Origin of the sequence: Gimesia maris (genome assembly GCF_008298035.1) — a bacterium.
GTDB lineage: Bacteria > Planctomycetota > Planctomycetia > Planctomycetales > Planctomycetaceae > Gimesia > Gimesia maris.
In genome coordinates this window covers 1,660,719-1,687,107 of record NZ_CP042910.1, presented here as the reverse complement: position 1 = coordinate 1,687,107, position 26,389 = coordinate 1,660,719, and the positions used below count along the sequence as shown (strand labels likewise).

Sequence of the window (26,389 nt, the reverse complement as noted above, 5' to 3'; positions counted from 1 at the left end):
CTTGCGGGAAATATGTGTTTGAATGAAGGCAAAGATCGCTTTTTACAAAACAACCACGTCAAATGATCGCGGCCCGCTGATCACTCAACAGGCCGCAGTCGGTCCTATGAACTCAAAGTGGCGACCACTTTCTGGGCGGCATCGGTCAGGTCTGTTGCTGAGATAATATCCCGACCGCTTCCGGCCAGCATCTCGCGAGCCTTATCCACGTTAGTCCCTTCCAGACGCACCACCAGAGGTACTGTGAAACCAACCTTCTCGTAGGCTTCCAGCAGCGCGGTCACAATTGTGTCGCACTTCATGATCCCGCCAAAAATATTGACCAGAACCGCTTTCACGTTATCATCCGCCAGGATGATGCGAAACGCTTCGCTCACCTGGTCGACGTTCGCTCCGCCTCCTACGTCCAGGAAGTTGGCTGGTTCGCCGCCATGATGCTTGATCAGGTCCATCGTGCTCATCGCCAGACCGGCTCCGTTCACGAGACAACCAATATTTCCATCCAGTTTGACGTAACTTAACCCGGCATTGCCCGCGTCTACTTCGGCAGGTTCTTCTTCTGTCAGGTCGCGCAGTTCTTCCAGAGGCTTGTGTCGGAACATCGCGTTTTCGTCAAATGATACCTTGGCATCCAGCGCCACCAGTTCTCCCTCGCCGGTAATCACCAGCGGGTTGATTTCGGTCATGCTGCAATCATTATCGATGAAAAAGCGACTCATCTGGCAGAGGAATTTCTCGGCACTGCGAACAGTTTTTCCTTCCATCCCCAGTTTGAACGCCAGCTTGCGTGCCTGGAAACCGAGCAGACCCGTGTGAATCGAGAAGGGCTCGCTCAGAATTTTTTCCGGGCTCTCTTCTGCCACCACTTCGATCTCCATTCCCCCTTCCGTAGAGAGAATCAGAACCGGGCCGCCTGCTTCACGGTCGACGACACACCCCAGGTACAGCTCCTGGGCAATATCCAGTCCCTGCTCGATGAACAGTGTATTGACCTGCTTGCCTTCTTCGCCCGTCTGAATTGTTACCAGTGTCGAGCCCAGCATCCGCTCCGCATTTTCGCGAACTTCTTCCGCAGATCGAGCCAGCACAACGCCTGCCTGTTCGGGGTATTCTTTGAAACGACCTTTGCCGCGGCCACCGGCGTGAATCTGTGACTTCACAACCACTAAAGGACGATCCAGTTTCTCAAAAGCGGCCACTGCTTCGTCTACGGTTTTCGCTACAATTCCCTCAGGTACGGGAATCCCGGCTTCGCGAAACAACTGTTTGGCCTGATATTCGTGAATTTTCATTGATTTTTCAGACTTTCTCCTGAAAATTTGCTACCGATTAGAAAAAGCGGCGTTCAAAAACTTTGTCGAGCCCACAGCTTGAACTCAGGCCATCATAACGGGTTCACAACAGCATATCCAGCAAGCCATACTCGCCAGCGACCTAAAATTTCTGCATAATGGAAATCAATGTCTGCTACCGGTTTCAATCTGTTTTTTGATGCGTCAAAATCAGAAAACAGCCGTCTGCCACACGACTCAAATCAACCCAATCCGAGAAATCGCATGCTGAAAAATATCCCTCCCCTCCTCTCGCCTGATCTGATGTATGTTCTCATGAAAATGGGACACGGCGATGACATTGTCCTCGCCGACGGTAATTTCCCCGCCGACTCCCACGCTCAGAGACTCATCCGTCTCGACGGGCACGGCGTTCCGGAAATCCTGGAGGCAATCCTGCAGTTCTTTCCCCTCGATACATTCGTGGAACAACCCGCGGGTGTGATGCACCCGGTCGATGACCAGACTCCCACACCCCCCATCTGGAAAACCTATGCAGATCTTATTCAACAGCATGACTCCCGCAAGACGGGACTGGAAAAAATCGAACGCTTTGAATTCTATGATCGAGCCAGAAATGCCTACGCCATCATTGCCACCAGCGAATCAGCCCTGTATGCCAACCTGATCCTCAAAAAAGGAGTGGTGACCACTTAGTCACCCTTTCCCCGTCTACTGAAAATAATCCCCTTGACCGCTGCGCACCACCGGCGATAAGCGTTGTCTTGTGTCGCGCGCGTGCTCAGTTTACAGTGCACTGAAACACACGACAGTTGTTCTTGATCTTCACTATAAAACAGCCTGTTTTTTCCAGATTTTCACTGCCTGAAACAGCACCAGTTCCCGATGTATGCCTGCGGGTCGCCGCACTTCGCGAGCCATCAGCACAGTACCGGCCCTGATCACCCCGGTATCGGTTCCCTATCAACAAACATCGCCACCCCTGTTTCTGCTGAATCGCCTTGACCGCCTCACGCCCTTCGCGAAGATCACAACTTATCGGGAGGTAAACCATCATCCTCAACTTCATAATTTCAGTCACAGAAAAAGCATTATGAAACATGACCAACTCCTGATCGCCCTGGAGACGCTACGATAAAACGGGACAAAGTCTGAACGACCATCGCAGACACGTTCGACGATTTGATGTCAGCCCGACACCAGAAAACGCGAACAGCAAACCGGGCAATATTACAGAAGCGCACGGGCAAACCCAGCTGAATCTCAACCACCAGTGCTCAACACGAGGCAGAAGATGCAATGACAGCACCCCGAAATTTTCAGCACCCACTGAGATTGATCAAAGTACATAAGCAATGGGTGGTACCGGATGCAATCCGGTACGAGCGCAGCGAGCAGGAGGTCTCAGCTACAACGAGCGGCGCAGAGCAATCCCGCCTGCTTCTACGTTTCAGAATATGAGGATCGCTTTCAAACCAGACGCACCCAACTCTGTCACCTCCTGTTGTCTCACGGCAACCCCGGATTACATCCGGGGCCACCCAATAGGTACACCTACAGATTTTCCAGATACATAATATCGCGCAGAGCTCCAGCGCCAATCCATGATGTTTTCTACCAGCCCCTTCTTAACAGGGTTCATGTGGATATAAGTCAATTTCTCTTCGATTTTTTCTTCTGTCTCAATTTCAAATGAATAATAGCGTTTTTGCCAAAGCGGATCTGCCGACTGGAAGTTCTTCGCATACTCACTGTGATTTTGAAGAAACTGTTTGATAGAACGACTGGAACTCCGCTTCCAATCCCTAATGAATGCACTCAGCTCTCCAGGCTCCTTAAACCAGATTAATGAGTGAACATGATCTGGCATTATCACAAACCCAACACATGTCGCAGAGTGTCGTAAAATCTCGTGATTCAGAGCTCCCAAAACACGCCGTTTGGCATCATCGTGATCAAGACAGGTTCGATTTCCATAACAGGAAAAAGTAATGAAGTGGACATATCGCTGATCATCGAAGTTGATTCTTTTGTTCATGTTCACATGATAACAAACGAGAATGATCCGCCAAACTCTTATTGATCATAAAACCATTTTGTGTGGTACCGAATGCAATTCGGTACGAGCGCAGCGAGCAGGAGGTCTCAGCTACAGCGATCGGCGCAGAGCAATGCTACCTGCTTCTACGTTTCAGAATATGAGGATCGCTTTCAAACCAGACGCACCCAACTCTGTCACCTCCTGTTGTCTCACGACAACCCCGGATTACATCCGGGGCCACCCGGAAATTGTTGATTCGCATAAAATAGCGGGTGGTACCGGATGTAATCCGGTACGAGCGCAGCGAGCAGGAGGTTGCAGTTGCAGCGATCGGCGCAGAGCAATCCCGCCTGCTTCTAAATTTCAGAAATTGAGGATCGCTTTCAAACCAGCCAACCCAACACTGCCACCTCCTGTTGTCTGACGACAACCCCGGATTACATCCGGGGCCACCCGGAAATTGTTGATTCGCATAAAATAGCGGATGGTACCGGATGTAATCCGGTACGAGCGCAGCGATCGGCGCAGAGCAATCCCGCCTGCTTCTACATTTCAGAAATTGAGGATCGCTTTCAAACCAGACGCACCCAACTCTGACACCTCCTGTTGTCTCACGACAACCCCGGATTACATTCGGGGCCACCCGGAAATTGTTGATTCGTATAAAATAGCGGATGGTACCGGATGTAATCCGGTACGAGCGCAGCGAGCAGGAGGTCTCAGCTACAGCGATCGGCTCAGAGCAATGCCACCTGCTTCTACGTTTCAGAATATGAGGATCGCTCTCAAACCAGACGCACACAACACTGCCACCTCCTGTTGTCTGACGACAACCCCGGATTACATCCGGGGCCACCCGAGAATTGTTGATTCGCATAAAATTGCGGATGGTACCTGATGTAATCCGGTACGAGCGCAGCGAGCAGGAGGTCTCAGCTGCAACGATTGGCTCAGAGCAATGCCACCGAACCCTTCGTTTCAGAAAATGAGGATCGCTTTCAGGCCAGCCAGCCTACTTCAACAGAATTGTCTGCTCACGATCCGGTCCCACGGAAACAATCTCCACGGGTTTGCCGATGATTTCCTCGATTGCCTTGATATAAGCAATCGCATTTTCCGGCAGATCTTCCATTTTACGAATGCCGGTGATGTCTTCTTTCCAGCCTGCGATGGTACGATAGACAGGTTTGGCCTGTTCCAGATCCAGAATGTGGCTGGGGAAATCAATGACCTGCTTGCCATTGATGTCATAAGCTTCGCAGATCTTCAGTTCATCCAGGCCGCTCAAGACATCCAGCAGCATCACGGCAATGCAGTCCACACCACTGATGTTGGCGCCATAGCGGGTCGCAACAGCATCAAACCAGCCACAGCGTCGGGGACGCCCGGTAACCGTACCATATTCGTTCCCCACATCGCGAATTCGCTGACCAATCTCATCATGCAGTTCGGTCACGAAAGGTCCGCCTCCTACGCGCGTGGTATAGGCCTTCACCACGCCGATCATCTTATCGATGTAGCGTTCGGAGACGCCACTTCCATTATGAATTCCACAACCGGAACTGTTGGAAGAGGTCACATAAGGAAACGTACCATGGTCAATGTCCAGCAGACTTCCCTGGGCGCCTTCAAACAGAATTTTTTTCTTCTCAGCGACCGCATTCAGCAAATAGGTACTGGTGTCGACAACATGATCCTTCAGTTGCTCGGCATAACCTGAATATTCTTCGTAGATCGCATCGACATCCAGGGGTTCGGCTTCCGGGTCGAGCGCCTGAAAAATCTTGTTTTTGTAGGCGACGATTTCTTCCAGGCGACTCCGGAAAAACTCGGGACGCACCAGATCCCCCATCCGGATAGCGTGCGTTCGGCCCGCTTTATCACGGTAGCAGGTCCCGATTCCCCGCATGGTTGTGCCGATCGCTTTTTCCTTGCGACTCTGCTCGAAAACCACTTCTTCCTGCATATGATAGGGAAAAATCACGTGGGCCCGGTCACTGATCAGCAGCCGACTGGCTTCAATCGGACCATTCTGCTCAACAATGGAGGCCATTTCCTGTAGAAATGCCTTGGGATTGATGACCACTCCCCCGGTTATCACGGAAGTGACGTTCGGATTCAGAACTCCCGCCGGTAAAAGTGAGAGTTTATAAGTCTTTCCATCAAATTTGACGGTGTGGCCTGCATTATTTCCCCCCAGGTATCGCACCACGATTTCGTGCTGCTCTGAGAGTAAATCTACAATTTTGCCCTTGGCTTCATCGCCCCACTGCAATCCGATTACCGACGTCGCTGACACAACACTATCCCACTGGTTAGACAATATAAAACGGAGAAAAAATGATTCTGCCTGATTCAGAAAGGACCAGACAAGGCGCATTCCAGGCGCGCACCGGCCCATTTTATCGAACTAAAACCCGTTTGGGGAGCGCCACGCGTCAGGTTGATCTTAATAATTGGATTTTCGCTGAGACTGATGATATAATTCCTTACAGAGATCGCCTCCGTGCGGGCCAGACCAGGTTTTTTCAGCAGGATAATGAACATAACTCCTCAAAAACGCGTACTGATTATCGATGACGACGAAGGTCTGACTGAACCGCTTCAAATGGCCATGGAAGCCGCCGGGTACGAGGTTCTGGTTGCCCACGACGGAAACGAAGGTCTGATGAAAATCGAGCGCGACGCACCCGACCTGGTGCTTCTGGACCTGGTCATGCCCCGACGCAGCGGATTTGCCGTCCTTGACACCATCACCAATTATAAACAGCGTGCCCCGCGGATTATCATGGTGACAGGAAACAGCGAACCCAAATACCGCGAACTGGCCCTCGATCGCGGCGTCGACCGCTTCATCCCCAAACCCTACCACATCGAAGACCTGGTCGAAGCAGTCAATGAACTACTGAAACCCGATTAACACCATCTCGGATATTAGAAAAATGGGTAACCCGAATATAATTCGAGAGTTCCCCTGGGAAGTGTTGCGCAATCAATGGGTGGTACCGGATGCAACCCGGTACGAGCGCAGCGAGCAGGAGGTCTCAGCTGCAGCGATCGGCGCAGAGCAATGCCACCTGCTTCTACATTTCAGAAATTGAGGATCGCTCTCAAACCAGCCAACCCAACACTGCCACCTCCTGTTGTCTCACGACAACCCCGGATTACATCCGGGGCCACCCGGAAGTTGTTGATTCCTATAATATATCGGGTGATACCGGATGTAATCCGGTACGAGCGCAGCGAGCAGGAGGTCTCAGTTGAAATGATCGATTCAAAGCAATGCTGCCTACCTCTTCAGTTCAGAAAGTGAGGCGACTTCTCACACCAGACATCACTATCTCTGCAACCTCCTGTTGTCTACGACAACCCCGGATTACATCCGGGGCCACCCGAAAAAGTTGGTTTCAATTATTTATTGGGTGGTACCGGAGAAGATTACCCGCCGCCAATTGCGGGTAGAAAGTGAATTTCACTTTCAGGGGTCACCTTCTGTGAGAGCCCGCGGGGGGTCACGTTCTGATCGACGGTCACCGCGAGCCCTGCCCTGAGTGTGCCCTCAGGGCAGAGTCGCTCTTTGACGCCGGGATACAACTCGTCTAAAGACTCAACCGCTTCCCTGACGGTCGTTCCTTCCACAACAACTTCTGCTGCCCCTTTGCAATAGGGTTTGAGCAGCGGAGGAATAAACAGACGAGGCATATCAGCTTCCGTTCCTGATCAGGATTCTTTTTTCAACAGTTCATGCAGAACCCGTGGCGGCGACATCGGCAGTTCATACATCCGCACGCCGACGGCGTTGTGAATTGCTGCTTCCAGAGCCGCCGGTGGTGGCACGATGGGAACTTCTCCCACGCCACGCACACCGTAGGGATGTCCCGGGTTAGGGACTTCCACAATAATCGCATCGATCATCGGCAGGTCATAGCAGGTCGGAATCCGGTAATCGAGGAAGTTAGCATTTCGCATGCTGCCTGCTTCGTCGTACCAGTATTCTTCGTTCAACCCCCAGCCAATCCCCTGCACGGCTCCCCCCTGAATCTGTCCTTCAACATACGCAGGATGTATCGCGGTACCACAGTCCTGGGCGGCGGTGTAACGCAGAATGTCTACTTTCCCGGTATTAGGATCGACTTCCACGTCCACTAAATGTGTACCGAACGCGCCGCCGGGCTCGTTGTGATTGGAGACACCACGTCCCACCAGCGGCTCACCTCCCAGAGATAACTCGATGGCAATTTCCTTGAAGGTCATCGACTTGTCCGGACCAATCACAGAACCGTCTTCGTAGGAAACGAGATCGGGATCCACTTCCCACAGTTCAGCGGCTCGGCTGACGATCTGCCGCTTCAGGTCCTGGGCGGCTTCATAAGCGGCCCAGCCCGTCGCGTACGTCACGCGGCTTCCGCCAGTCACATCGGTATAGCCCACACTGTCCGTATCGACCACTGCCGGTTTAATGTCTTCTGCTGCCAGTCCAATTGCTTCCGCGAACTGCATGGCAATCGCGGTCCGGGAACCACCAATATCCGTCGAACCTTCCAGCAGACCAACAGAGCCATCCGAATTGACGGTCGCGGTCACGGCTGATTTCAATCCCGCGTTAAACCAGAAACCGGAGCCAATGCCCCGTCCCTGATTTGGACCAGTCAGCGGCGTATTGTAATGCTCGCTGTTCTTGATGGCTTCCAGTGTTTCGACCAGGCCGATGCGGGGATACGTCACGCCATCAATCCGGCGTGTCCCTTCTTTCGAAGCGTTGAGCAGGCGAAATTCTACCGGTTCCATGCCCAGTTGTTCGCACAGTTCATCCACAACGGTTTCCGTCGCGAACGCGGCGTTGGTCGCTCCCGGCGCGCGATACGCATTGGTACGCGGTTTGTTGACGCAAACGTCATAACCTTCCACGCGACCATTGGGAATGTCATAGCAGGAGAAGACACACATCGCACCGGCGCCAATCGGAGAACCGGGATAACCGCCTGCCTCATAAGCCATCCAGGCCTCGGCGGCGGTGAGACGTCCGTCAGCATCGACGCCCATCTTGATTCGGATAAAGGAACCGGGGGTGGGGCCAGTTGCCTGCAGCACGTCTGCCCGGTCCATCACAATTTGAACGGGAACACCTGCTTTACGGGATAAGACTGCAGCCGCTGGTGCAAGATAAACGGAGATCTTGCCACCAAACCCCCCGCCAATTTCTGCAGGGACCACTTTCACGCGGGCCAGAGGCACATGCAACAACTCTGCCATCTGCGAGCGGACCGAAAACGTGCCTTGAGTCGGAGTCCAGACGGTAATCTGACCATCGTTATTCCACAATACGGTCGCAACGTGTGGTTCGATATACCCCTGGTGCACGGTCGATGTGCGGAATTCGCGTTCGACAACATATTTCGCGTCGGCGAATCCTTTTTCGAGATCCCCTTTTTCGAACACAATATGCTTGGCGACATTACTAGGCTTGTCCCCTTTTTCACCCGTAGAGGCTTCTTCCGTCCGCACATCAGGATTCAAAACAGGTGCCGAATCTTCCATCGCTTTCAGCACATCCAGCACGGGTGGCAGCACTTCATATTCGACTTCAATCAGGTTGGCTGCTTCCTGTGCGATATGCAGATTGTCGGCGGCAACCGCAGCGACTGCGTGCCCTTTGTAAAGCACTTTGGTGCGGGCCAGATTGTTGCTGCTCAGATGGTTGAGGACGACAGCCCCTTCTCCCAGCTCGGCAATTTTATCGCCGGGCTCCGGCAGATCCGCACTGGTGACGACGGCACGCACACCTGGGAAAGCTTCAGCTTTTGAGGTATCGATCGATTTAATGTTGGCATGGGCATGCGGGCTCCGCAGCACTGCACCGTAAATCATGCCTTTGACTTTGATATCCGCACCGTACAACGCACGACCGGTAACTTTATCAGCGCCGTCATGACGAATCGGCCGGGTGCCAATCACCTTATATTGAGGAGTCTCTTCGCTACCTTCTGCGGTTCTGGTTTCATCAATGGTCGCCATTAGACAGTCTCCTTCTCACATGAGGCAGATTGAGCACACCGAGTTTCTGCAGCCTGCTGGATAGCACGCACGATTTTGTCGTAACCGGTGCAACGGCACAGATTGCCCGCCATCGAAAAACGAATTTCTTCTTCGGTGGGATTCGGGTTCTCATCCAGAAATGCCTTGGCTGCCATGATATAACCGGGAGTGCAGATTCCACACTGCAGCGCCGCGTTTTCCAGAAACGCTTCCTGCAGCGGATCCAGGCCATCGCCGGGCGCCAGACCTTCAATCGTTTCAATGTTGGCACCATCCGCTTCCACGGCCAGCACCATACAGGTATTGATGGCTTTCCCGTCAATCACCACGGAACAGGCACCGCAGTTGCCGTTCGAGCAACCTTCTTTGGCACCGGTCAGATTCAGCGTATTTCGTAAGACTTCGAGCAATGTCTGCCGGGGCTGGCAGAGGAATTCCTCTTCACGCCCATTGACAGTCGCGGTTACGATCCGTTTCTTCGCCATCGAAAAGTCCTTATTAAAAAATGATCGATTATTATTTTATTGAGTGAGTGAGACATCAGACAGCGGGTGACCTAGCCGCGAGCACGCTCGACCGCTTTTTTCAAAACACGTTCGGTCAGTACGCCCGTCACATGCAGGCGGAACTCTTCCGTTCCCCGCATGTCCGTAATCGGATGGATCACGGAGCGGGCCGCCTCGCCTGCTTTTTTGATCGTCTCATCACTCACAGGCTGGCCGGTCAGCAGTTCGCTGGCTTCCTGGGCATAAAATGGTTTTGCGGCGACCGCGCCCAATCCAATGCGGGCTGAGACGAAGTTTTCACCACTCTCATCCAGAACGACAGCGGCACCTACGCCAACCACTGCGATATCCATTTCATTGCGGGGAATGAACCGCCGGTAATGGGAACCGCTGTGTGCAGGTCGTGGCGGGAATTTGAGCTCGACGATAATTTCACCTGGTTCCAGAATATTTTTACCCGGTCCCGTGCAGAACTGATCGACGGGAACTTCTCTGGTTCCGGAAGGGCCCTGAATCACCACAATTGCATCCAGGGCGATCAACGCGGGAGTCGAATCCGCTGCGGCACCGGCGTTCGCCAGGTTGCCTCCGACGCTGGCCCGGTTCTGAATCTGCATGCCACCAATAATATTGCTGCTGTCAGCGATTGCCGTGTAGTTTTCCAGAATTCCCGGATGGTTGTAGATCTGGTAGCACGGCACTGCCGCTCCCAGACGCAGGCCGGCGTCGTTCTCTTCCAACGCCATCAGTTCGGGGATCTTTTTCAGATCGACAATCAGATCCGTCGATAATCTGCCGGTCCGGACATGGTCAATTAAATCGGTTCCCCCCGCGAGCGGGCGGGCATTCCCATTACTTTTAGCCAGCAGACCAACGGCGTCTGCCAGTGAAGTGGGGGCTTCATATTCAAAGTCACGCATCGCAGGTTCATCCCTCTCCTAATTGTCCAGACAATCCTCTATTCGGCTTTGATTCGAAAGCGAATTTCAGACTGGTCATCGAGTATCACTTTGACTTTATTATCAATCACCTGTCAACTAACATCAATGCAACGAAAGAGGAACTGGCGACCTAATTTTTTAATTTTAGAATTTCCTTAAGAATAAAGTCTCTCCCCCGCCTGACAAGTCCGATTTGCCTGCATCGAAGCAGAAAACTTCCGATTGCCTGACCCGCAACACTTACCTCACCTATGCGGATTTGGTAACCTGCTTGCAGTTAACATCATATACGAATATTTCGGGTCATAGAGCCCCGTACGATGAGAGGCCAGCCCCCAACACTCAAGGGAGTGTTTACGTAAGAGTATTACTGACAGGATGTCGATTGAATGGGGCCTTTCCACCAGTTAACTCCCCTGTCCAGTGGTCTCAGTTCAATCTTAATCATTAATACCGCGACACAGAAAAGTGCAGTCTGCACTCAGAGGCAGGTTATATAAGTGGCACGAAAAAAAGCGTCTTCCATCTCGAACCAGAATTTTGAGCAGCGAACGCAGGAACTCGGCGAGCAGATCTGGGGTCTGCTGGAGCGCCGCGAACCGACCATGTTCGAAAAACGCTGGTGGGACGATCGAATTCTATCCTGGGCCATGGCCGATGAGTCGGTCAAAGTGCAGATGTTCCGCTTCGTGGATGTCCTGCCCATGCTTCGCTCGCATGAATCGATCGTCAGGCATCTGCACGAATATTTTGAAGATGTTCGCAAGCACCTTCCCTGGGCGGCCCGGATCGGCCTGGAACTGTCGACGCCGAACTCGGTTCTCGGCAGAGCCCTTGCGCTGAACGCCCGCTCCAATGCCCGCCGCATGGCCAGCCGGTTTATCGCTGGATCAACAGTCGATGAAGTTCACCGCACCGTCGATCGACTTCGCAGCGAAAACTTCACCTTCACCCTGGACCTGCTGGGGGAAGCTGTTATCAGTGAAGTCGAAGCCGAAGCCTATCTGCAGTCGTATCTCGACCTGATCAGGGGCCTGGCCCCCCGCGTTCGCAAATGGTCCGAAAATGTGCAACTCGACTGGGACAACCAGGGCCACCTGCCCCGCACCAATGTTTCGATTAAGCTCTCAGCCCTCTGCAGCCAGTTCAAACCAACCGATCCTGTCGGTACGATGGCAGCGGTTCAGCCTCGGCTGCGAACCCTGCTGCGACATGCCATGAAATACGATGCCTACCTGCACGTTGACATGGAACAGAATTCCTATAAGCCACTCACGCTGGAAATCTTCAAGCAGACGCTGATGGAAAAGGAATTCCGCGACTTCGACAACGCCGGCATCGTGATCCAGGCCTATCAGCCCCAGGCGGAAGCCGACCTGATGGATCTCTTGAAATGGGTCAAAAAACGCAAGACCCCTGTCTGGGTCCGGCTGGTTAAAGGCGCTTACTGGGATTACGAAACGATCACGTCCCAGTACCGCAACTGGCCCATCCCTGTCTACCAGGAAAAATGGGAGTCGGATGCGAACTATGAAAAGCTGACACAGATCCTGCTGCAAAACTTCCAGTGGCTCAAACCTGCATTTGGCAGCCACAACATGCGGAGCCTGGCACATGCGATCGCCGTCGCACACGAACTGGACGTCCCCCCTTCCGCGTATGAAATTCAAATGCTGTACGGGATGGGCAAAGAGCAGGCACAGGTCTTTGCGGAGATGGGCCATCGAGTCCGCATTTACACGCCGTTTGGCGAACTGATTCCCGGCATGGCCTACCTGGTCCGCCGCCTGCTGGAAAACACTTCTAACGACTCATTCCTTCGACAAAGCTTTAGCGAGCACGTCAACCTGGAGACCTTGATGATGAATCCGTCCGATCACGCCAGTAAATCCAACCGGAAAAAAGCATCTTCAGAAGAGAAGCATTTCCAGAACGAACCACTCATCGATTTCAGCCTGGAAGAATCACGCCAGAAAATGCGGGAAGCACTTGAAACGGTCGAAGATCAGTTCGGCAAAGAATACCCGCTGCTGATCAACGGACGGGCGATCGACACCAAAGCCACCCTCACATCACGTAATCCTTCGCACCTCTCCGAATCGCTGGGAACGATTTCTTCCGCCTCCGCCGACGATGCGATCGACGCCATTGATGCGGCCCGACGGGCCTTCCCCGGCTGGTCAAAAACCGAACCGCAATACCGCGCCGAATACTTGGAACTGATCGCCGCCAACATGCGTCGCAAGCGTTTTGAACTGGCAGCCTGGATTGTCTATGAATGCGGCAAGCCCTGGGAAGAAGCCGATGGCGACGTCGTCGAAGCAATTGACTTCTGCATGTACTACGCCGACCAGATGCGTAAACTCTCAGACCCTCGACACTGTGACGTGCCCGGCGAAGAGAACGTTTACTTCTATCGCCCCCGGGGTACTGTAGCCGTCATCGCCCCCTGGAACTTCCCGCTGGCGATTTTGACTGGCATGACAGCCGCCGCCCTGGTCACTGGAAACACGGTCGTCATGAAACCGGCCGAGCAGTCCTCGATTGTCGCTGCCAAGCTGATGGATCTGATTCACGAATCCGGGATCCCCGATGGCGTGGTGAACTTCCTGCCCGGAGTCGGTGAAGAAGTGGGCCCCGAACTGGTCGGCAGCCCGGACGTGGAAATGATCACCTTCACCGGTTCTCGTGATGTTGGGCTCGCGATCAATGAATCTGCCTCCAATACAGACATTCGCCAGAAAATGGTCAAACGGGTTGTCGCAGAAATGGGCGGTAAGAACGCCATCATCGTGGATGATGACGCCGACCTCGACGAAGCGGTTCTGGGTGTGATTCATTCCGCCTTCAACTACGCTGGCCAGAAATGCTCTGCCTGTTCACGGGTGATTGTGGTCGAATCGATCCACGACGTCTTCGTCAGTCGCCTGGTGGAAGCAACAAAGAGTCTGAAGATCGGTCCCGCAGAAGATCCCGGCACCATCGTGGGCCCGGTCATTGATCAGGATGCCCGACAGCGAATTCAGGAATACATCGAAATCGGCAAAGAAGAAGCCACATTGGCGCTCGCCTGCGATACTTCAGAACTGGATGAGGAAGGTTACTATGTCGGGCCCCATATCTTCATCGATGTGGACTCCACCTGCCAGATCGCGCAGGAAGAAATCTTCGGACCGGTTCTCGCCGTCATGAAAGCCGATGACTTCGAGGAAGCGATTACTATCGCCAACGATACACCGTATGCCCTCACGGCCGGTATTTACAGTCGCAGCCCGGCTCACCTGCAGAGAGCCCGCATGGAACTGATGGCAGGCAACATCTACCTGAATCGCAACATCACAGGCGCGATGGTCGAACGCCACCCGTTTGGCGGCTTTAAAATGTCAGGCATGGGCAGCAAAACCGGCGGCCCCGATTACCTGCTGCAGTTCCTCGTCCCCGTCAACGTTACCGAAAACACCATGCGTCGCGGCTTCGCGCCGACGGCAGTTGGTGAAGACGAAGAAGATGACTAAGTAATCTGCAGACGGCGTCAATTTTTGCCCGGCGGTTCCTCTGGCAGATATTTTTTAAACTCCTGCAGGTTGTTCGCTTTTTCAATCAACTCAGGGGTCAGCAGGCCCGCGTAATAGATGGGCAACTTCGGTTCGGTCTGCAGATTATCGATCAGCCACTTCAACCCGGCAGGTCCCCGTACGAGCACCATGACATTGACCTCCCCCTTTTCCTCCAGATGTTTTTTTGCGAGAAGATGCGGTGACTCGCCAAGTCTCTGAGAAACAGATTGCTTTGAAGCCGGGACTGTACTCGCCGACTCATCGCCAAATATGACAAGGTACACGCCTCGCGAACTGTATTCATCTGCATTGGGTGGATCTTCGCCTGTCAGCTGTTTGTACGCACTGTCAGCCTGTTGCAGCGCCACGTCGGACAGCTTCGCATGCTCGCGTAACGCCTCTGCAAACAGGGTCGACAGGTAGTATTTATCATCTTCATGATCGCGGACGCTCCACAAAATTCGCGACCGCATGTTTCGATTGGTCGTGTCGTCGAACGGCGGAGCCATATAGACGTGAAAAAGGGCTCGCAGAACATTCCTGGTCTTGTCGGTTCCCAGCCCAAACCCATAATAGAGAGCGGCCTTCCGCACATCTTCGGGTCCCTTCGGGTCGAGCGCCTGATAGAAAATCTCGGTCAGACGGGGATCACGGGGCCAGCCCAGTGCACCGGAAATCCACCCGAACATTGTATTCGGTGAAGAGGATCGACGAAGCCCGCGTCGAAACAACTCCAGCAATTCGCGATCTGTAATTACCAGTTTTTCCCGGTTCTCATACAGCTCATCCAGTTTCTGCCCCGCCTGGACATCATCTGCGAAGAAGGACTGATAATCGGGAGCTACAAATTCCGCTGCCTGATAAGCATAAACCTGACCTGCAGATGGACGCGTATAAGCAGGCAGCCTGCTGGCAGGAGCATCCACCGGCAGAAATCGCGCAAACTCCTGAAGACGACGTTTCTGCAGGACCCGCGCCGAAAACAGTTCGTTGAAATCAAGTTCCGTATAATTCCGTTTTTCAAGATAGTCTACCAGCAACCGGCGGGCCTTCAGTCCCTTCAACAGGACAACAGCCGTCTCTCGCCCTTCATTCACACGGGTCACATATTCCAGCAACAGCTCTTCTTGACCACGCAACGGCTTGAGAACCATTTCACGCAGCAGTTCAGCAGCCCGGGGATGTGTGACAGAAACATCCGTCCGATGAAAGGCTATCATCCACAAACCAACGTCATCAAAGCGCCCCAGCTCCGGCGGATCGGTCTCAAACACCGTCTTCCAGATCTCCAGTGTCCCCGCAACAGTCAAATCAACCAGTTGTCGGTGATCCTCGAGCAGCCCCAGCAGCAACGTCCGCGTCTGTGCTTTGTCGCCATAGGTTCGCATGCCCCAGGCAATCCGCTGCTGCATCTGCGCATCAAGCTTTGGATATTGCTCCATCAGCATCCGCACGAGGTTGGATGACCGCTGTGACACTACCGTCGGGCCATGATACATCGCATAGTGAGCAACTCCACCATCGTCACAGACACTCGCATGATACATCAACTCGATGGCACGGGGATCCTGTTGCTCCCGGTTCCAGATATACTGATTTCCCACTTGCCCCAGCAATGTCGTTCGATGCTTCGTGCAATGCCGCAACCCACGTCTGATAAGGGACAGCCGCTGGTCAATACCCGTTACCTTCAGCTTTCCTTCCAGCATCAGGTCAAGCTGTTTACCGGCCTCTTTGTCGTCCGGAAAAAAAGACTGAAAATCCGGTGGCACATAGCGATCACTGCGGTTCCAGGCATACGGGGCTTCAATTCTGAAGGGAATCGCTTCAGCAGCGGGGGAGTCTGCGGCGAATATCGGGCCACACTCCGGACAACAATCCGCCAGCACCGCAGCGATCAGTAGACACACAAGTTTGAACTTCAAATCAGAGGTCGATTTCATTTCACTTCCTCCGTATTTTAAGAGCCACCGGTATCAGGCAGACTGTGATTAACCGAAACCACCACCCCCGCTGTCACCCATGTAGCCCCCTTCGGGAATATCCAGATTTGCATAGTTGGCAAATCGCATCGAAGATGCCATCCAGGTCAGGTTAATAATCCCGGTCGGACCACTTCGGTGCTTGGCCACCACCACTTCTGCCAGGCCGGGACTGTCTTCCGGATCGTATTTATCAGGACGATGCAGAAACATGATCAGGTCGGCATCCTGTTCGATGGCACCACTCTCTCGCAGGTCGGCCAGTCGCGGTCGCTTGTCATCCCGCAATTCAACACCACGGTTCAACTGCGCCAGTGCAATGATCGGGATGTTCAACTCTTTACACAGCCCTTTCAGACGACGGGTGATCGACGCAATCTGCTGCTCACGCGGCATCGTTTTATCTTCCGGTTCAATCAACTGCAGATAGTCGATAATGATCAGCCCCAGGTTACTGAGCCGCTTCAATCGTCGGCAGATCGCACTGATTTCCTGAATCGTTCGCCCCGGTTTGTCATCGATATACAGGGGCATTTCGCTGAGCTCTGACGAGGCTTCAATCAGACGATGGCGTTCGTCATCTTCCAGATCACCCGCACGCAGCGAGTGACCGTTGACACCGGAACGAATACAGAGCAGACGTTCGGCTAACTCAAGTTTCGACTGTTCCAGACTGAAAATGATCGTCGAAGTTGCTCCCTCGTCGGCAGCCGCTTCGGCAAAGTTACAGACCAGCGCTGTTTTTCCCATTGAAGGACGAGCTGCCAGAATGATAAGCTCAGAGGGCTGAAAACCATTGATCTGGGTATCCAGATCCAGAAAACCCGTCGTCAGCCCGGTCAGCATGCCTTCCTTTTGAGAGCGCTCGTGAATTCGATCGAAGGCATCCATCAGGATGTCGCGAATTTCGATCTTATCCCCTTCTCCCTGCTGTTCCAGAATACTGAAGATACTCTGCTCTGCCTTATTCAATACGTCCAGGGTGTCTCCCTGCGGCGCATAACTTTCACGGATGATTTCCGTACAGGAATGAATCAGGGTCCGTTGTACCGATTTATCTCGGACAATTTTCGCATAGTATTCAGCATGGGCCGCGTGGGGAACACTTTCCAGAATCTCATGCAGGTACAATACCCCGCCCGCTTCTTCCAGCTCGCCTTTCGAATCCAGCTCCTCAGCTATTGTCACCGCATCGATGCCGCGCACCCCCGCATCATGCAGGCGCAGAATCGCGGCGAAAATCCGCGTGTTTTTGTCGCTGTAGAAGTGGTTGGCTTTGACAATCTGCACCAGATCATCAATCACCACATTATCCAGGAGAATCCCGCCGAGCACCGCTTTTTCCGCATCCAGGTTTTGCGGTGGAACCTTGCCGAATAACTCTTCGACCGATTCCTGCTTCGGGCGGCGAAAATTTCCTTTACCGGCGACTGACATAACCATCCCCTGGTTCTGTTGGCAATAAGAAGTGAGTTCTCTCTGCAGCACGCTGGCCAGATCAACCCTCTGCCTCGGCAAACAGCAAATCAGACCACACTGCGAGCGCAATCATATATAACAAAAAGAGGCCCGGCAATATACCGGACCTCTCTCTTATTTTCGAATCCCAGACTGGTAAAATTTCTCTTACCAGACCAGCCTCAGCTTTTTTCTGCAGTCGGTACGACCCAGACTTTAACTTCGGTTTTCACCTTCTCATGCAGCTGCATTTTCACGGTGTACATCCCCAGTTCTTTCAGGGGACCTTCCAGGCGAATGCTTTCTGCATCGATATCAAAGCCACCCTCTTTCAGAGACTTGCTGATGTCGACGGCAACGATGGAACCGTAGAGATGGCCATCTTCGTTCGCATTGGCTTCCATTGTCACGCTGTGCTTGCTCAATTTGTCAGCGAGATTCTTCAATGACTTCAGACGGTCTTTTTCGAGTTCGGCCATCCGCTTCTGGTGCTGGACGACCATCCATTTATTGTGATCAGTCGCAATCGTTGCCAGACCATAAGGCAACAGGAAGTTACGGGCATAGCCAGGTTTAACCCGGACAATATCACCCTGCTCACCAAGGCTATCTACTTTTTCTGCCAGCAATACTTCGATAGACGATTTGGTACTACCGACGACAGCGGCGTTACGTTGTTTACGAACCATTATCAGTCACTTCCGTAATTCTTGTTTTATTCAATCGTTTTAAAAAACTGTTACCTGCGGTGTCATTCACCAGCAACCATGCCACAATTAGAAGGGCACATCATCATCAGGAATCCCACCAGGCGTATCATCATAAAATGAATCTGCCGGACTGGAACCGCCACCCTGCGAAGGAGCGTTTCCACGTGAGGCATATCCGCCACCACCACCCGATGGTGCACCACCACCGCCGCCAGACTCACCTTTGCCGCCCAGCATGGTCATGTTTTCGCCTACCACCTTGAGCTTGCTCCGTTTCTGTCCGGACTCTTTATCATCCCACTGATCCAGTTGCAGACGACCTTCAATCAGAACGGAACGCCCCTTGGTCAGATATTCGCTGGCTACTTCTGCAGTGCGTCCCCATAGCGTCACGTCAACGAACGTGGTTTCTTCTTTGCGGGAATTCGAGTTCTTGTCAAACCAGCTGCGATTCACAGCGAGACCAATTTCCGCGACCGCACTCCCCCCCGGTGTATAGCGTACCTGTGGGTCGCGTGTCAAATTGCCTACCAGTATGACTTTATTAAAACTGGCCATAATTGGCCTCCCTGAGCTTGAATGTTATAAACGGGAACATTCCAGAAGAACTTCCTTATGAATCATCGAACCGGCGATGAAACTCTATTCTTCATCATCATCGTCGATGGCATCGTATTCAGGACCATCATCATCTGACTGTCCCTTGACCTCTTCTGCCGGTGCTTCTGGAGCAGAACTGGGGTCGATGGCGGAAACCATCGCATCAAACAGTGTTTGAGGCTGCTTGATCACCATCTGACGAATTACAACGTCGCTGAGGTGGCAGGAACGGGTAATCACGTCCATACCACTGCCAGGCATGGTGAAGTACACGAGATAATGCAGACCTTTCATATGGCCTTCAATCTCATATGCCAGTTTTCCATCCTGCCAGGGACGATGTGCCACAATTTCGGCACCAGCCTTATCCAGGATTTCCATCAGATGAGCAATGGTCCCTTCATGATCAGCAGCAAACTTGCCACTGTCCAGCAGGAACATACCTTCGTAATTTACCATAACTGCTTTTTTTTCTGCTACAGACAAGACTTTTCTCCCGGAATAATTTGACTGATATAATTCAGCCAGATTGATGATCCAATTCTCATTTATTTCTTATTGCCGGTTCAACCAAACCGGGATCTGTTTACTCAGGTGCATTGACCTGGTTCATGGCCATTTCAAGTCCACTCTGAACCCAGCACTCAATCCCACGGGCAGCATTGTCGACTGCCGTTGCGATCAGCTCGAATTCCTGTTTCCCCTGAAATCGTCCCAAGACATAATCCGCTGCTGAAAATCCCGCAGGAGGCCGCCCCACACCTACTCGCAGGCGTGGCACATCCTGGGTACCCAGCTTCTGGATAATATCCTGTAATCCTTTTTGCCCACCTGCAGAACCAGAGCCCCGTAACCGGAGACGCCCGACAGGCAGATTCATATCGTCACAAACAACCATCACATCAGTGGCTGGCAGTTTGAAAAATTTTGCCACAGCGGCAACACTGCGACCACTTAAATTCATAAATGTTTGCGGTGCAACAAGTAACACCTTATCGCCGCCACAGGAAATCTCAGTGACTTCCGCTTCAAACTGGCTGCGTGACCCAGGTGCACCGTGCCACTCTGCCAATTGACTTAACACTTCAAACCCGACATTGTGACGCGTTCGTTCGTATTTTTTACCGGGGTTCCCCAGTCCTACGACCACTTTCACAGCGACACCCGCCAGATATTATTTTCTTAACCTGTACTGATCACGCGTGGTGATCTTACTCTTCCGTTGCTTCTGCTGGTTCAGAGACTTCTGCTTCTTCTTCTCCTGCAGGCACTGCTTCTTCAGCACCATGTGCCAGCACATGCACAACGACCAGTTCCGGATCATTGTGAATCTTACAGCCACGAGGCACTTCAATATCACTGACATGAATGGCATCGCCAATTTCCAGTGCATTGATTTTCACGGAAATGTAATCAGGAATACTGTGAGCCAGACAGTCCAGTTCCAGTGCATGCAATGGCTGCTCCAGAATTCCGCCGTCAGTCGCACCAGGCGATGTACCCCGCAGACGCACGGGAACTTCCAGAGTCACTCGTTCCGAAGCGTTGATTCGGATCAGGTCAACATGCAGAATTTGTGTTCCGAATGTATCCCACTGCAGATCTCGCAACATGGTTTCTTCAACTTTACCATCCACGTCGATCTCAAACACACGTTCGCGGTTCTTGACCAGATCCTGCAGGTCATGCTCATCCACACTCACATGTGCAGGATCCTGACCGTGGCCGTAAACCACTGCTGGAATCCGACCAGCACGACGAATATGTCGACTTTCGATCGAGCCTAATTTTTCACGCTTCGTAGCACTGATTTTCTGCAATACAAAATCGTCTGACATTTCCCAACATTCCTCGAGGAGTATTACCACGACTCACGTCGTGCCACTCTTCCATTAAAGACTTTTGAATCTATTACCTGACACTATGTCGTTAAATACTGCAAATACTGTTGATGATCAACCAGTGCCCCCGCCTGATCAGTGATCAATGGAGTGCCTCGTCATATCGATCTGTTTTCCATCTCATTCGGAACTAAATGATCCCGGAGACACATCCATTGATTTTGGGCACAGGCTAAAGCCAGACAGAGAAGGCAGTTCCGTCCGAAAAGCACATATGATCCAAGGGCAATCCCAGCGATTCCACCCGCTTGAGCGGCTGGTACTTCACCAGTTTGCGATAGTTGAAGCGTGCAAAAATAACTTCCCGCGCACAAATCTGCAACCGATTCCCCCCTCTATCTTGCTTGAAAGTTCCAAGACACACTGTTTTTTTCATTTTCATAAGTCGATTCTACCCGTCAGGATCAGACCAACTTTTTCTTTCCACCAGAAAAGTGTACACAAACACATCCACCAGTTCAACCAGCTCCCCCCGATTGATCGTACAGACGGCAATGATTCCGACTGAGCGGGATTCCTGCAGATTACGTATTGGCTCTGGCAGTGCAGGCTGTAGAATAGAGTGAGAGTGACTCAAATGTTCTGGCAATCAATCCCCCTGCCAGACAACCATAAGGCTGCGTGGATGAATTCAATCAGAATAAACCGAACCAACGTTTTAATCGTTATAACCTGCCTGCTCCTGCTCCCCATCTCAGGAATTTCTGCAGAGGAACCGGAGGAAAAACAGGATCCCTTTCAACCCAATGCCCAGAAACCGGCCCCCGCACAGAATGCACTCAATCCCCTGAAGAAAATCATTCAGGGCTGGTTTGGAAAACCCAACCCGGCGCAACAGGCAAATAAACCCGCTCAATCGAAAAGCCCCGACTATTACCGTTTTCCCCAGGATCTCGAACAGGAACGACGATTCAAAAGTGTGCAGCAGTTAATTGACGGAGAACAATGGGAGGCAGCCCGTGAAAAACTGCAATTAATGCTGGAAAACAGCCTGAACCTGCCGGTTCACATTGATGGCGACCGTCAACTGATCACTGACCGCGAGCTGATTTACGAACTCCTGCACCTGCTTCCGAATGAAGAGCAGGAAAAATTCACGCGCCAGTATGAATCGCTGGCCAGCAGACTGCTCACGGATGCCCTGCAGAGCAATGCAGTTCCTGAGACTTATGCAGAAATCGCTACCCGGTTCGCCAGCACTCCCGCCGGCTTTGCAGCCATGAACTACCTGACTTCTTACCATCTCGATCGAGGCGAATTTGGCCTGGCTGCACAATACCTGCAACGCCTGCTGAAACTGAATGCCCCGATCACCAGGTCGCGGCAGTGGAGAACAAAAGCAGCCTATATCTTTAAACAGACAGGAAATGAAGAACTGGTCGCAGAACTGATCCAGGCCGACGATGCGCCTGCCGGCCCCGATCAGTCCATCAAAATAGGTGGCGCGGACGAAAGCCCGCTCAAGTGGTTACAGAAACAGGAAATTCTGCAGACGACCGCAAACCTGATGCTGACAGAGTGGCCGATGCTGTTCGGCTCCCCCAATCATGCCGCGCGCGCTCAGGCTGCCGACCCTTTACTGATCCCTCGCTGGTCTTTCCCTCTCACATCAAATCACTCGATTCAAATCCAGCTGCAACTGATTCAGGAAGATCTCACCAGCGCGCGACATGCTACCATCCCCGCTCTGCCACCTTTAGCAATCGATGGAAAAGTCATCTTCCGCACCCTTAAAGGAGTACAGGTACTTGAAGCCCGCACGGGAATGCCACTCTGGGAAGCCGCTCTGGAAAACTCGCCGGAAACAGCCTATATCAATGCCCAGCTCAAAAGCAGTAACACTCCACAGGCCCGAGGACTGTTCGATGCGGAACAGGAACCACAGTCCTTTTCTCCTTATAAAGGAACAGATCCCGACTCACATGCTTTAACCAGCCTGCTCTACAGAAATGCCAACTGGGGCAGCCAGAGCAGCGACGGGAAACACCTGTTCGTGCTGGAGAGCATGCGTCTGAACCTCGGCAGTTCCGGCTCTACACGGAATTTCAATCGCCTGAGACAGCGGGGCGGCTTTGAAACAGATTTCTGGTCCAGCAATCAACTGGTTGCCTACGATCTGAAAACCGGCCAGCCAAAATGGAAAGTGGGGGGAACCCGCTTTGAAGAACCGTTCGACCTGCCACTGGCGGGAACGTTTTTCTTTGGTGCTCCCACTCCGGCTGAAAACGAAATTTATATTATCGGCGAACGGGACCGGGAAATCCGCTTGTATGCCCTCGATCCGGAAACGGGTGCAGAACGCTGGTCACAACAGATTGGCAACCCCGATCAGGATATTGAACTCGACATGGTCCGCCGCTGGTGGATTGCTCCTGTCGCAATTGACCAGGGGGTCATTATCTGTCCCACCACAATCGGACTCCTGACCGCCATCGATCGTCTGAATCATTCCATCCTCTGGTCCACCAGATACGAACCGGCCAGCAGCAGCAGAAACAACCAGCAGTTCAATCACATCAACCAGACCACCCGGGAACCCCTGAACCAGCGCTGGTGCCCTTCTGCACCCATTATCAGCGGAAACAAGGTAATTTATACGCCCCAGGATGACGAAACACTAGTCTGCCTCGATCTGATTACCGGTTCCCCCTGCTGGACCCGCCGCGCCAAAGAAAGCTCCCTCTACCTGGCGGGAGTCGTCGACAATCTGATTCTGCTGGTTGGCTTAAATGGCGTACATGCGGTCTCACTGACGAATGGTAAAACCGTCTGGAGCAAAAGCTTTGATTCCGAAGCCGGCCTCCCTTCAGGCCAGGCAGTCATCGCCGATCAGCGTCTGCACGTCCCTCTGCAAAGCGGGCAGATCTGGACCTTTGACGTCAAGTCTGGCATCATTCTGAATAAACTTTTCAGCCCCCATCCCGGTCAACCATTGGGCAACCTGATCATCTACCAGGGGCAGTTTTTGTCACTCAGCGCTGCAGGACTGGTCAGCTTCGAACAGAAACAGACCTTCGAAGCAGAAATTGAACAGTTGAAACAACAGAATGCCAGTGACCCGCTGGTACTCTTTAAAGAGTCAGAACTGTTAATGATGAGCCACCACCATCAACAGGCACTGACGAAACTGCGACGGATCGACCCCCAGCAGCTCCCTGCGAAACGTCGACCTCAGTACCAGGCACTGATGATCGACTGCCTGACCTCGATCATTCGCTCGAATTTCCAGCAGTATGACGAACTGATCCCGCAGTTGAAACAACAGGTCACCTCGGAAAAAGAACGCATTGAACTGCAGAGGCTGCTCGTCGAACGAGCCCGGGCTCGTAAAGAATTTTCCACGGCCCTGGAATTTCTCCTCGAACTCGCGACTGCTCCTGCAGAGGCAACTATCAAAACAGGCGCTACAGAAACGCAGATTGACTGTTGGATCGCGGGACAGGCGGCTGACCTCTGGCAACAGGCCACTCCCGAACAACAGGAACTGTTTACGCAACAGATCGACGAGCGCACCCGGAAGATTCTAGCGGCAGACAACGATACCAGAGAGCGTTTTCTGCAGCAGTTCGGCTTCCTTGATGCCTCCATTCCAGTCCTGCGATTTCAAATCAGTACGGCAATGCAATCGGAGAAATTCTTTGAAGCGGAACTCTGGCTGACCAAACTGATGAAACGGAAATCGCCAGAACATACAGCGGAAGCGCTGGCCGGAATGGTGCAACTCTGCATGAAATTCAACCTGACAGATGACGCCGCTTATTACCTGAATCAACTTTCGGAGCTTGATCCCAACCTGATTGTCGCAGAGAATCTGACTGCTGCACAATTCCAGGAGCAATATCATCAGAAGCTAGAGACACTCAATCAGAAAGCATTGCCGGAAAGCTGGCGTCCCCACAATCTGAAACTGATCGTAGGCGGTTCGTCGAGAAATTATTCTTCGCGGGAGAACACTCTGGACACCAGTGATTCCAGCCTGCCGTTCTACCGTTCGCTGATTCTTTCAGTCGATCCAAAACAAAATCGGCTGACGATGGATCAGCCTGCAGGAAACCAGCAGATGTGGTCGACACCCCTGCGGTCATCCATTCAGTCCCGCTCGTCCAGCTTTAATGAAAGTGATGTGGTCGGGCACAATCTGATTCTGCAGCATCGAGACATGCTGCACTTCTTCGATCTGGTCGATCGCAGACTGATCTGGAGCCAGAAGCTGGAGAAGGAACAGGCCAACCGCTATTACGCCAGCTCCTATCGCCTGACACCGGCCCAACTGGGAAATGAATCCACTCTTGTGCATCGACACCACCCCTCCATCGCCATTCGCAAAGTCGGAATGATCGCCGCCGCGAATGCTGACTATACCTGCTATTACAGTCGTCGGCAGATCGTCATGATTGATACCCGGACCGGAAAAGTTCGCTGGACCCATGAGAATGTCGACAAAGAAACCCGCGTGCTCGGCGATGATCGCATGATCTATCTGGTCACCCGGGATCGTGTTACCAGAAAGATCCTGCGGGTCAGTGACGGCCAGCTGGTGGAGATTGGAGAAACTGGACAGTACCTGGAGAATGCCATTTATCAGGGTGAATCGGCGTTCGTCGCGATCTCATCTGCGGAAGACACAAAACTGCCAGGTCTGACAGCCGGCGTCAGTTCCCTCTTCAGTTTTCATCCCCAGTCTAAGGAATTCAACTGGAAACTGGATTTTCCCCGTGACTCGCAATTTGGCCTGTTCAGCCACCATTACCTGTCAGTTCTCGGCCCTAAAGGTCAGCTGTTGGTCATTGACCTCCGCAACGGAAAGCGTTCTGAACTGGAAGGGATCCCGCGGGCGGAACTCAAAGATCATCAGAATTTCTACCTGGTTGCAGATCGGGAACAGATTTATTTCGCCGCACATTCCCCCTCGCATAACTCCATTTCGGTCAATATTCCTTCGATCCCCATCAACGGGATGCTTTACACCTTCAATCGCCAGACCGGGAAACGACTCTGGAGCCAGGAAATTAATAATCAACATCTGGTTCTCGACCAGCAGAATCTGCTGCCCGTGATCCTGCTGGTGTCGCGAGATTACAAACGGAGGGGAAATCGATCCACCAGCATTATCCATCTCCAGGCGATTAACAAGCGGACGGGGGAGAGCCTGCTCACTTGGAATGCCCCCATTGATTCCAATATCAGAGATTTGAATGTCGATTATGGGCAGAAAATGATAGAAATCCTGACTTATAATGCAAGAATTCGTCTGTATGATGCCGATGAACTGGCAATCCGGGACCAGAAGCGGGCTGCACCACAGCCCCCCGCAGAAAAGCAGACGACTGAAAAGAATTAAATTACGACTTGCGAAACAAGACTC

General features: G+C 52.5%; 18 protein-coding genes. 4 read left to right on the top strand and 14 right to left on the bottom strand.

What is annotated here, in order from left to right; all coding sequences use genetic code 11:
• Window positions 1–104: 104 nt before the first annotated feature.
• Window positions 105–1,292, bottom strand: a complete 1,188-nt coding sequence (gene sucC / locus GmarT_RS06395; protein WP_002647581.1) for an ADP-forming succinate--CoA ligase subunit beta — start codon at window positions 1,290–1,292, stop codon at window positions 105–107.
• Between the two features lie 264 nt (window positions 1,293–1,556).
• Between sucC and GmarT_RS06390 the strand changes: the two genes are divergently transcribed.
• Window positions 1,557–1,988, top strand: a complete 432-nt coding sequence (locus GmarT_RS06390; protein ID WP_044238927.1) for an RbsD/FucU family protein — start codon at window positions 1,557–1,559, stop codon at window positions 1,986–1,988.
• An 829-nt stretch (window positions 1,989–2,817) separates the two neighbouring features.
• Here GmarT_RS06390 and GmarT_RS06385 read toward each other — a convergent pair.
• Window positions 2,818–3,330, bottom strand: a complete 513-nt coding sequence (locus tag GmarT_RS06385) for an REP-associated tyrosine transposase (protein WP_002647584.1) — start codon at window positions 3,328–3,330, stop codon at window positions 2,818–2,820.
• Between the two features lie 1,015 nt (window positions 3,331–4,345).
• Window positions 4,346–5,632, bottom strand: coding sequence for an adenylosuccinate synthase (locus GmarT_RS06380; RefSeq protein WP_002647585.1), 1,287 nt, complete (start codon window positions 5,630–5,632; stop codon window positions 4,346–4,348).
• 240 nt (window positions 5,633–5,872) lie between these two features.
• On the opposite strand from GmarT_RS06380, the gene GmarT_RS06375 reads away from it, so the two are divergent.
• On the top strand, window positions 5,873–6,253 hold the full coding sequence (locus GmarT_RS06375; RefSeq protein ID WP_002647586.1) for a response regulator transcription factor: 381 nt from the start codon (window positions 5,873–5,875) through the stop codon (window positions 6,251–6,253).
• Between the two features lie 518 nt (window positions 6,254–6,771).
• On the opposite strand, the gene GmarT_RS06370 is transcribed toward GmarT_RS06375, so the two are convergent.
• From GmarT_RS06370 to GmarT_RS06355, 4 genes are all read right to left on the bottom strand, one after another.
• On the bottom strand, window positions 6,772–7,035 hold the full coding sequence (locus GmarT_RS06370; RefSeq protein WP_002647587.1) for a MoaD/ThiS family protein: 264 nt from the start codon (window positions 7,033–7,035) through the stop codon (window positions 6,772–6,774).
• A gap of 18 nt (window positions 7,036–7,053) precedes the next feature.
• Window positions 7,054–9,348 carry a xanthine dehydrogenase family protein molybdopterin-binding subunit gene (locus GmarT_RS06365; RefSeq protein ID WP_002647588.1) on the bottom strand — a complete coding sequence of 765 codons (2,295 nt, stop codon included), beginning with the start codon at window positions 9,346–9,348 and terminating at the stop codon, window positions 7,054–7,056.
• Entirely contained in the window at window positions 9,348–9,854 is a 507-nt protein-coding gene (locus GmarT_RS06360; protein ID WP_002647589.1) for a (2Fe-2S)-binding protein, read from the bottom strand. Before GmarT_RS06360 ends, GmarT_RS06365 begins: the two co-directional genes overlap by 1 nt.
• A gap of 71 nt (window positions 9,855–9,925) precedes the next feature.
• A complete protein-coding gene (locus GmarT_RS06355) occupies window positions 9,926–10,795 on the bottom strand; it encodes an FAD binding domain-containing protein (protein WP_002647590.1) in 870 nt (289 codons plus the stop codon).
• A gap of 521 nt (window positions 10,796–11,316) precedes the next feature.
• Between GmarT_RS06355 and pruA the strand changes: the two genes are divergently transcribed.
• Entirely contained in the window at window positions 11,317–14,331 is a 3,015-nt protein-coding gene (gene pruA / locus GmarT_RS06350; RefSeq protein ID WP_002647591.1) for an L-glutamate gamma-semialdehyde dehydrogenase, read from the top strand.
• 17 nt (window positions 14,332–14,348) lie between these two features.
• Here the strand turns inward: pruA and GmarT_RS06345 are convergent, their stop codons facing one another.
• From GmarT_RS06345 to GmarT_RS06315, 7 genes are all read right to left on the bottom strand, one after another.
• Complete coding sequence (locus GmarT_RS06345) at window positions 14,349–16,316, bottom strand: hypothetical protein (RefSeq protein WP_002647592.1); 1,968 nt, start codon at window positions 16,314–16,316, stop codon at window positions 14,349–14,351.
• Between the two features lie 48 nt (window positions 16,317–16,364).
• Complete coding sequence (dnaB, locus tag GmarT_RS06340; RefSeq protein ID WP_002647593.1) at window positions 16,365–17,792, bottom strand: replicative DNA helicase; 1,428 nt, start codon at window positions 17,790–17,792, stop codon at window positions 16,365–16,367.
• 203 nt (window positions 17,793–17,995) lie between these two features.
• Window positions 17,996–18,502: a 50S ribosomal protein L9 gene (rplI, locus tag GmarT_RS06335; protein ID WP_002647594.1), complete on the bottom strand. Its 507-nt coding sequence runs from the start codon at window positions 18,500–18,502 to the stop codon at window positions 17,996–17,998.
• A gap of 87 nt (window positions 18,503–18,589) precedes the next feature.
• A complete protein-coding gene (gene ssb / locus GmarT_RS06330; RefSeq protein WP_002647595.1) occupies window positions 18,590–19,081 on the bottom strand; it encodes a single-stranded DNA-binding protein in 492 nt (163 codons plus the stop codon).
• An 84-nt stretch (window positions 19,082–19,165) separates the two neighbouring features.
• Complete coding sequence (gene rpsF, locus GmarT_RS06325; protein WP_002647596.1) at window positions 19,166–19,582, bottom strand: 30S ribosomal protein S6; 417 nt, start codon at window positions 19,580–19,582, stop codon at window positions 19,166–19,168.
• A gap of 127 nt (window positions 19,583–19,709) precedes the next feature.
• Window positions 19,710–20,279 (bottom strand): aminoacyl-tRNA hydrolase, encoded by a 570-nt coding sequence (gene pth, locus GmarT_RS06320; RefSeq protein ID WP_002647597.1) that lies wholly within the window; start codon window positions 20,277–20,279, stop codon window positions 19,710–19,712.
• Window positions 20,280–20,334: 55 nt separating this feature from the next.
• Window positions 20,335–20,961 (bottom strand): 50S ribosomal protein L25, encoded by a 627-nt coding sequence (locus tag GmarT_RS06315; protein WP_002647598.1) that lies wholly within the window; start codon window positions 20,959–20,961, stop codon window positions 20,335–20,337.
• A 688-nt stretch (window positions 20,962–21,649) separates the two neighbouring features.
• Here GmarT_RS06315 and GmarT_RS06310 point away from each other — a divergent pair.
• The gene (locus tag GmarT_RS06310; protein WP_187782347.1) at window positions 21,650–26,365 is read left to right on the top strand and encodes a PQQ-binding-like beta-propeller repeat protein; all 4,716 of its coding nucleotides are present in this window, start codon (window positions 21,650–21,652) and stop codon (window positions 26,363–26,365) included.
• The last annotated feature ends 24 nt before the right edge of the window (window positions 26,366–26,389 follow it).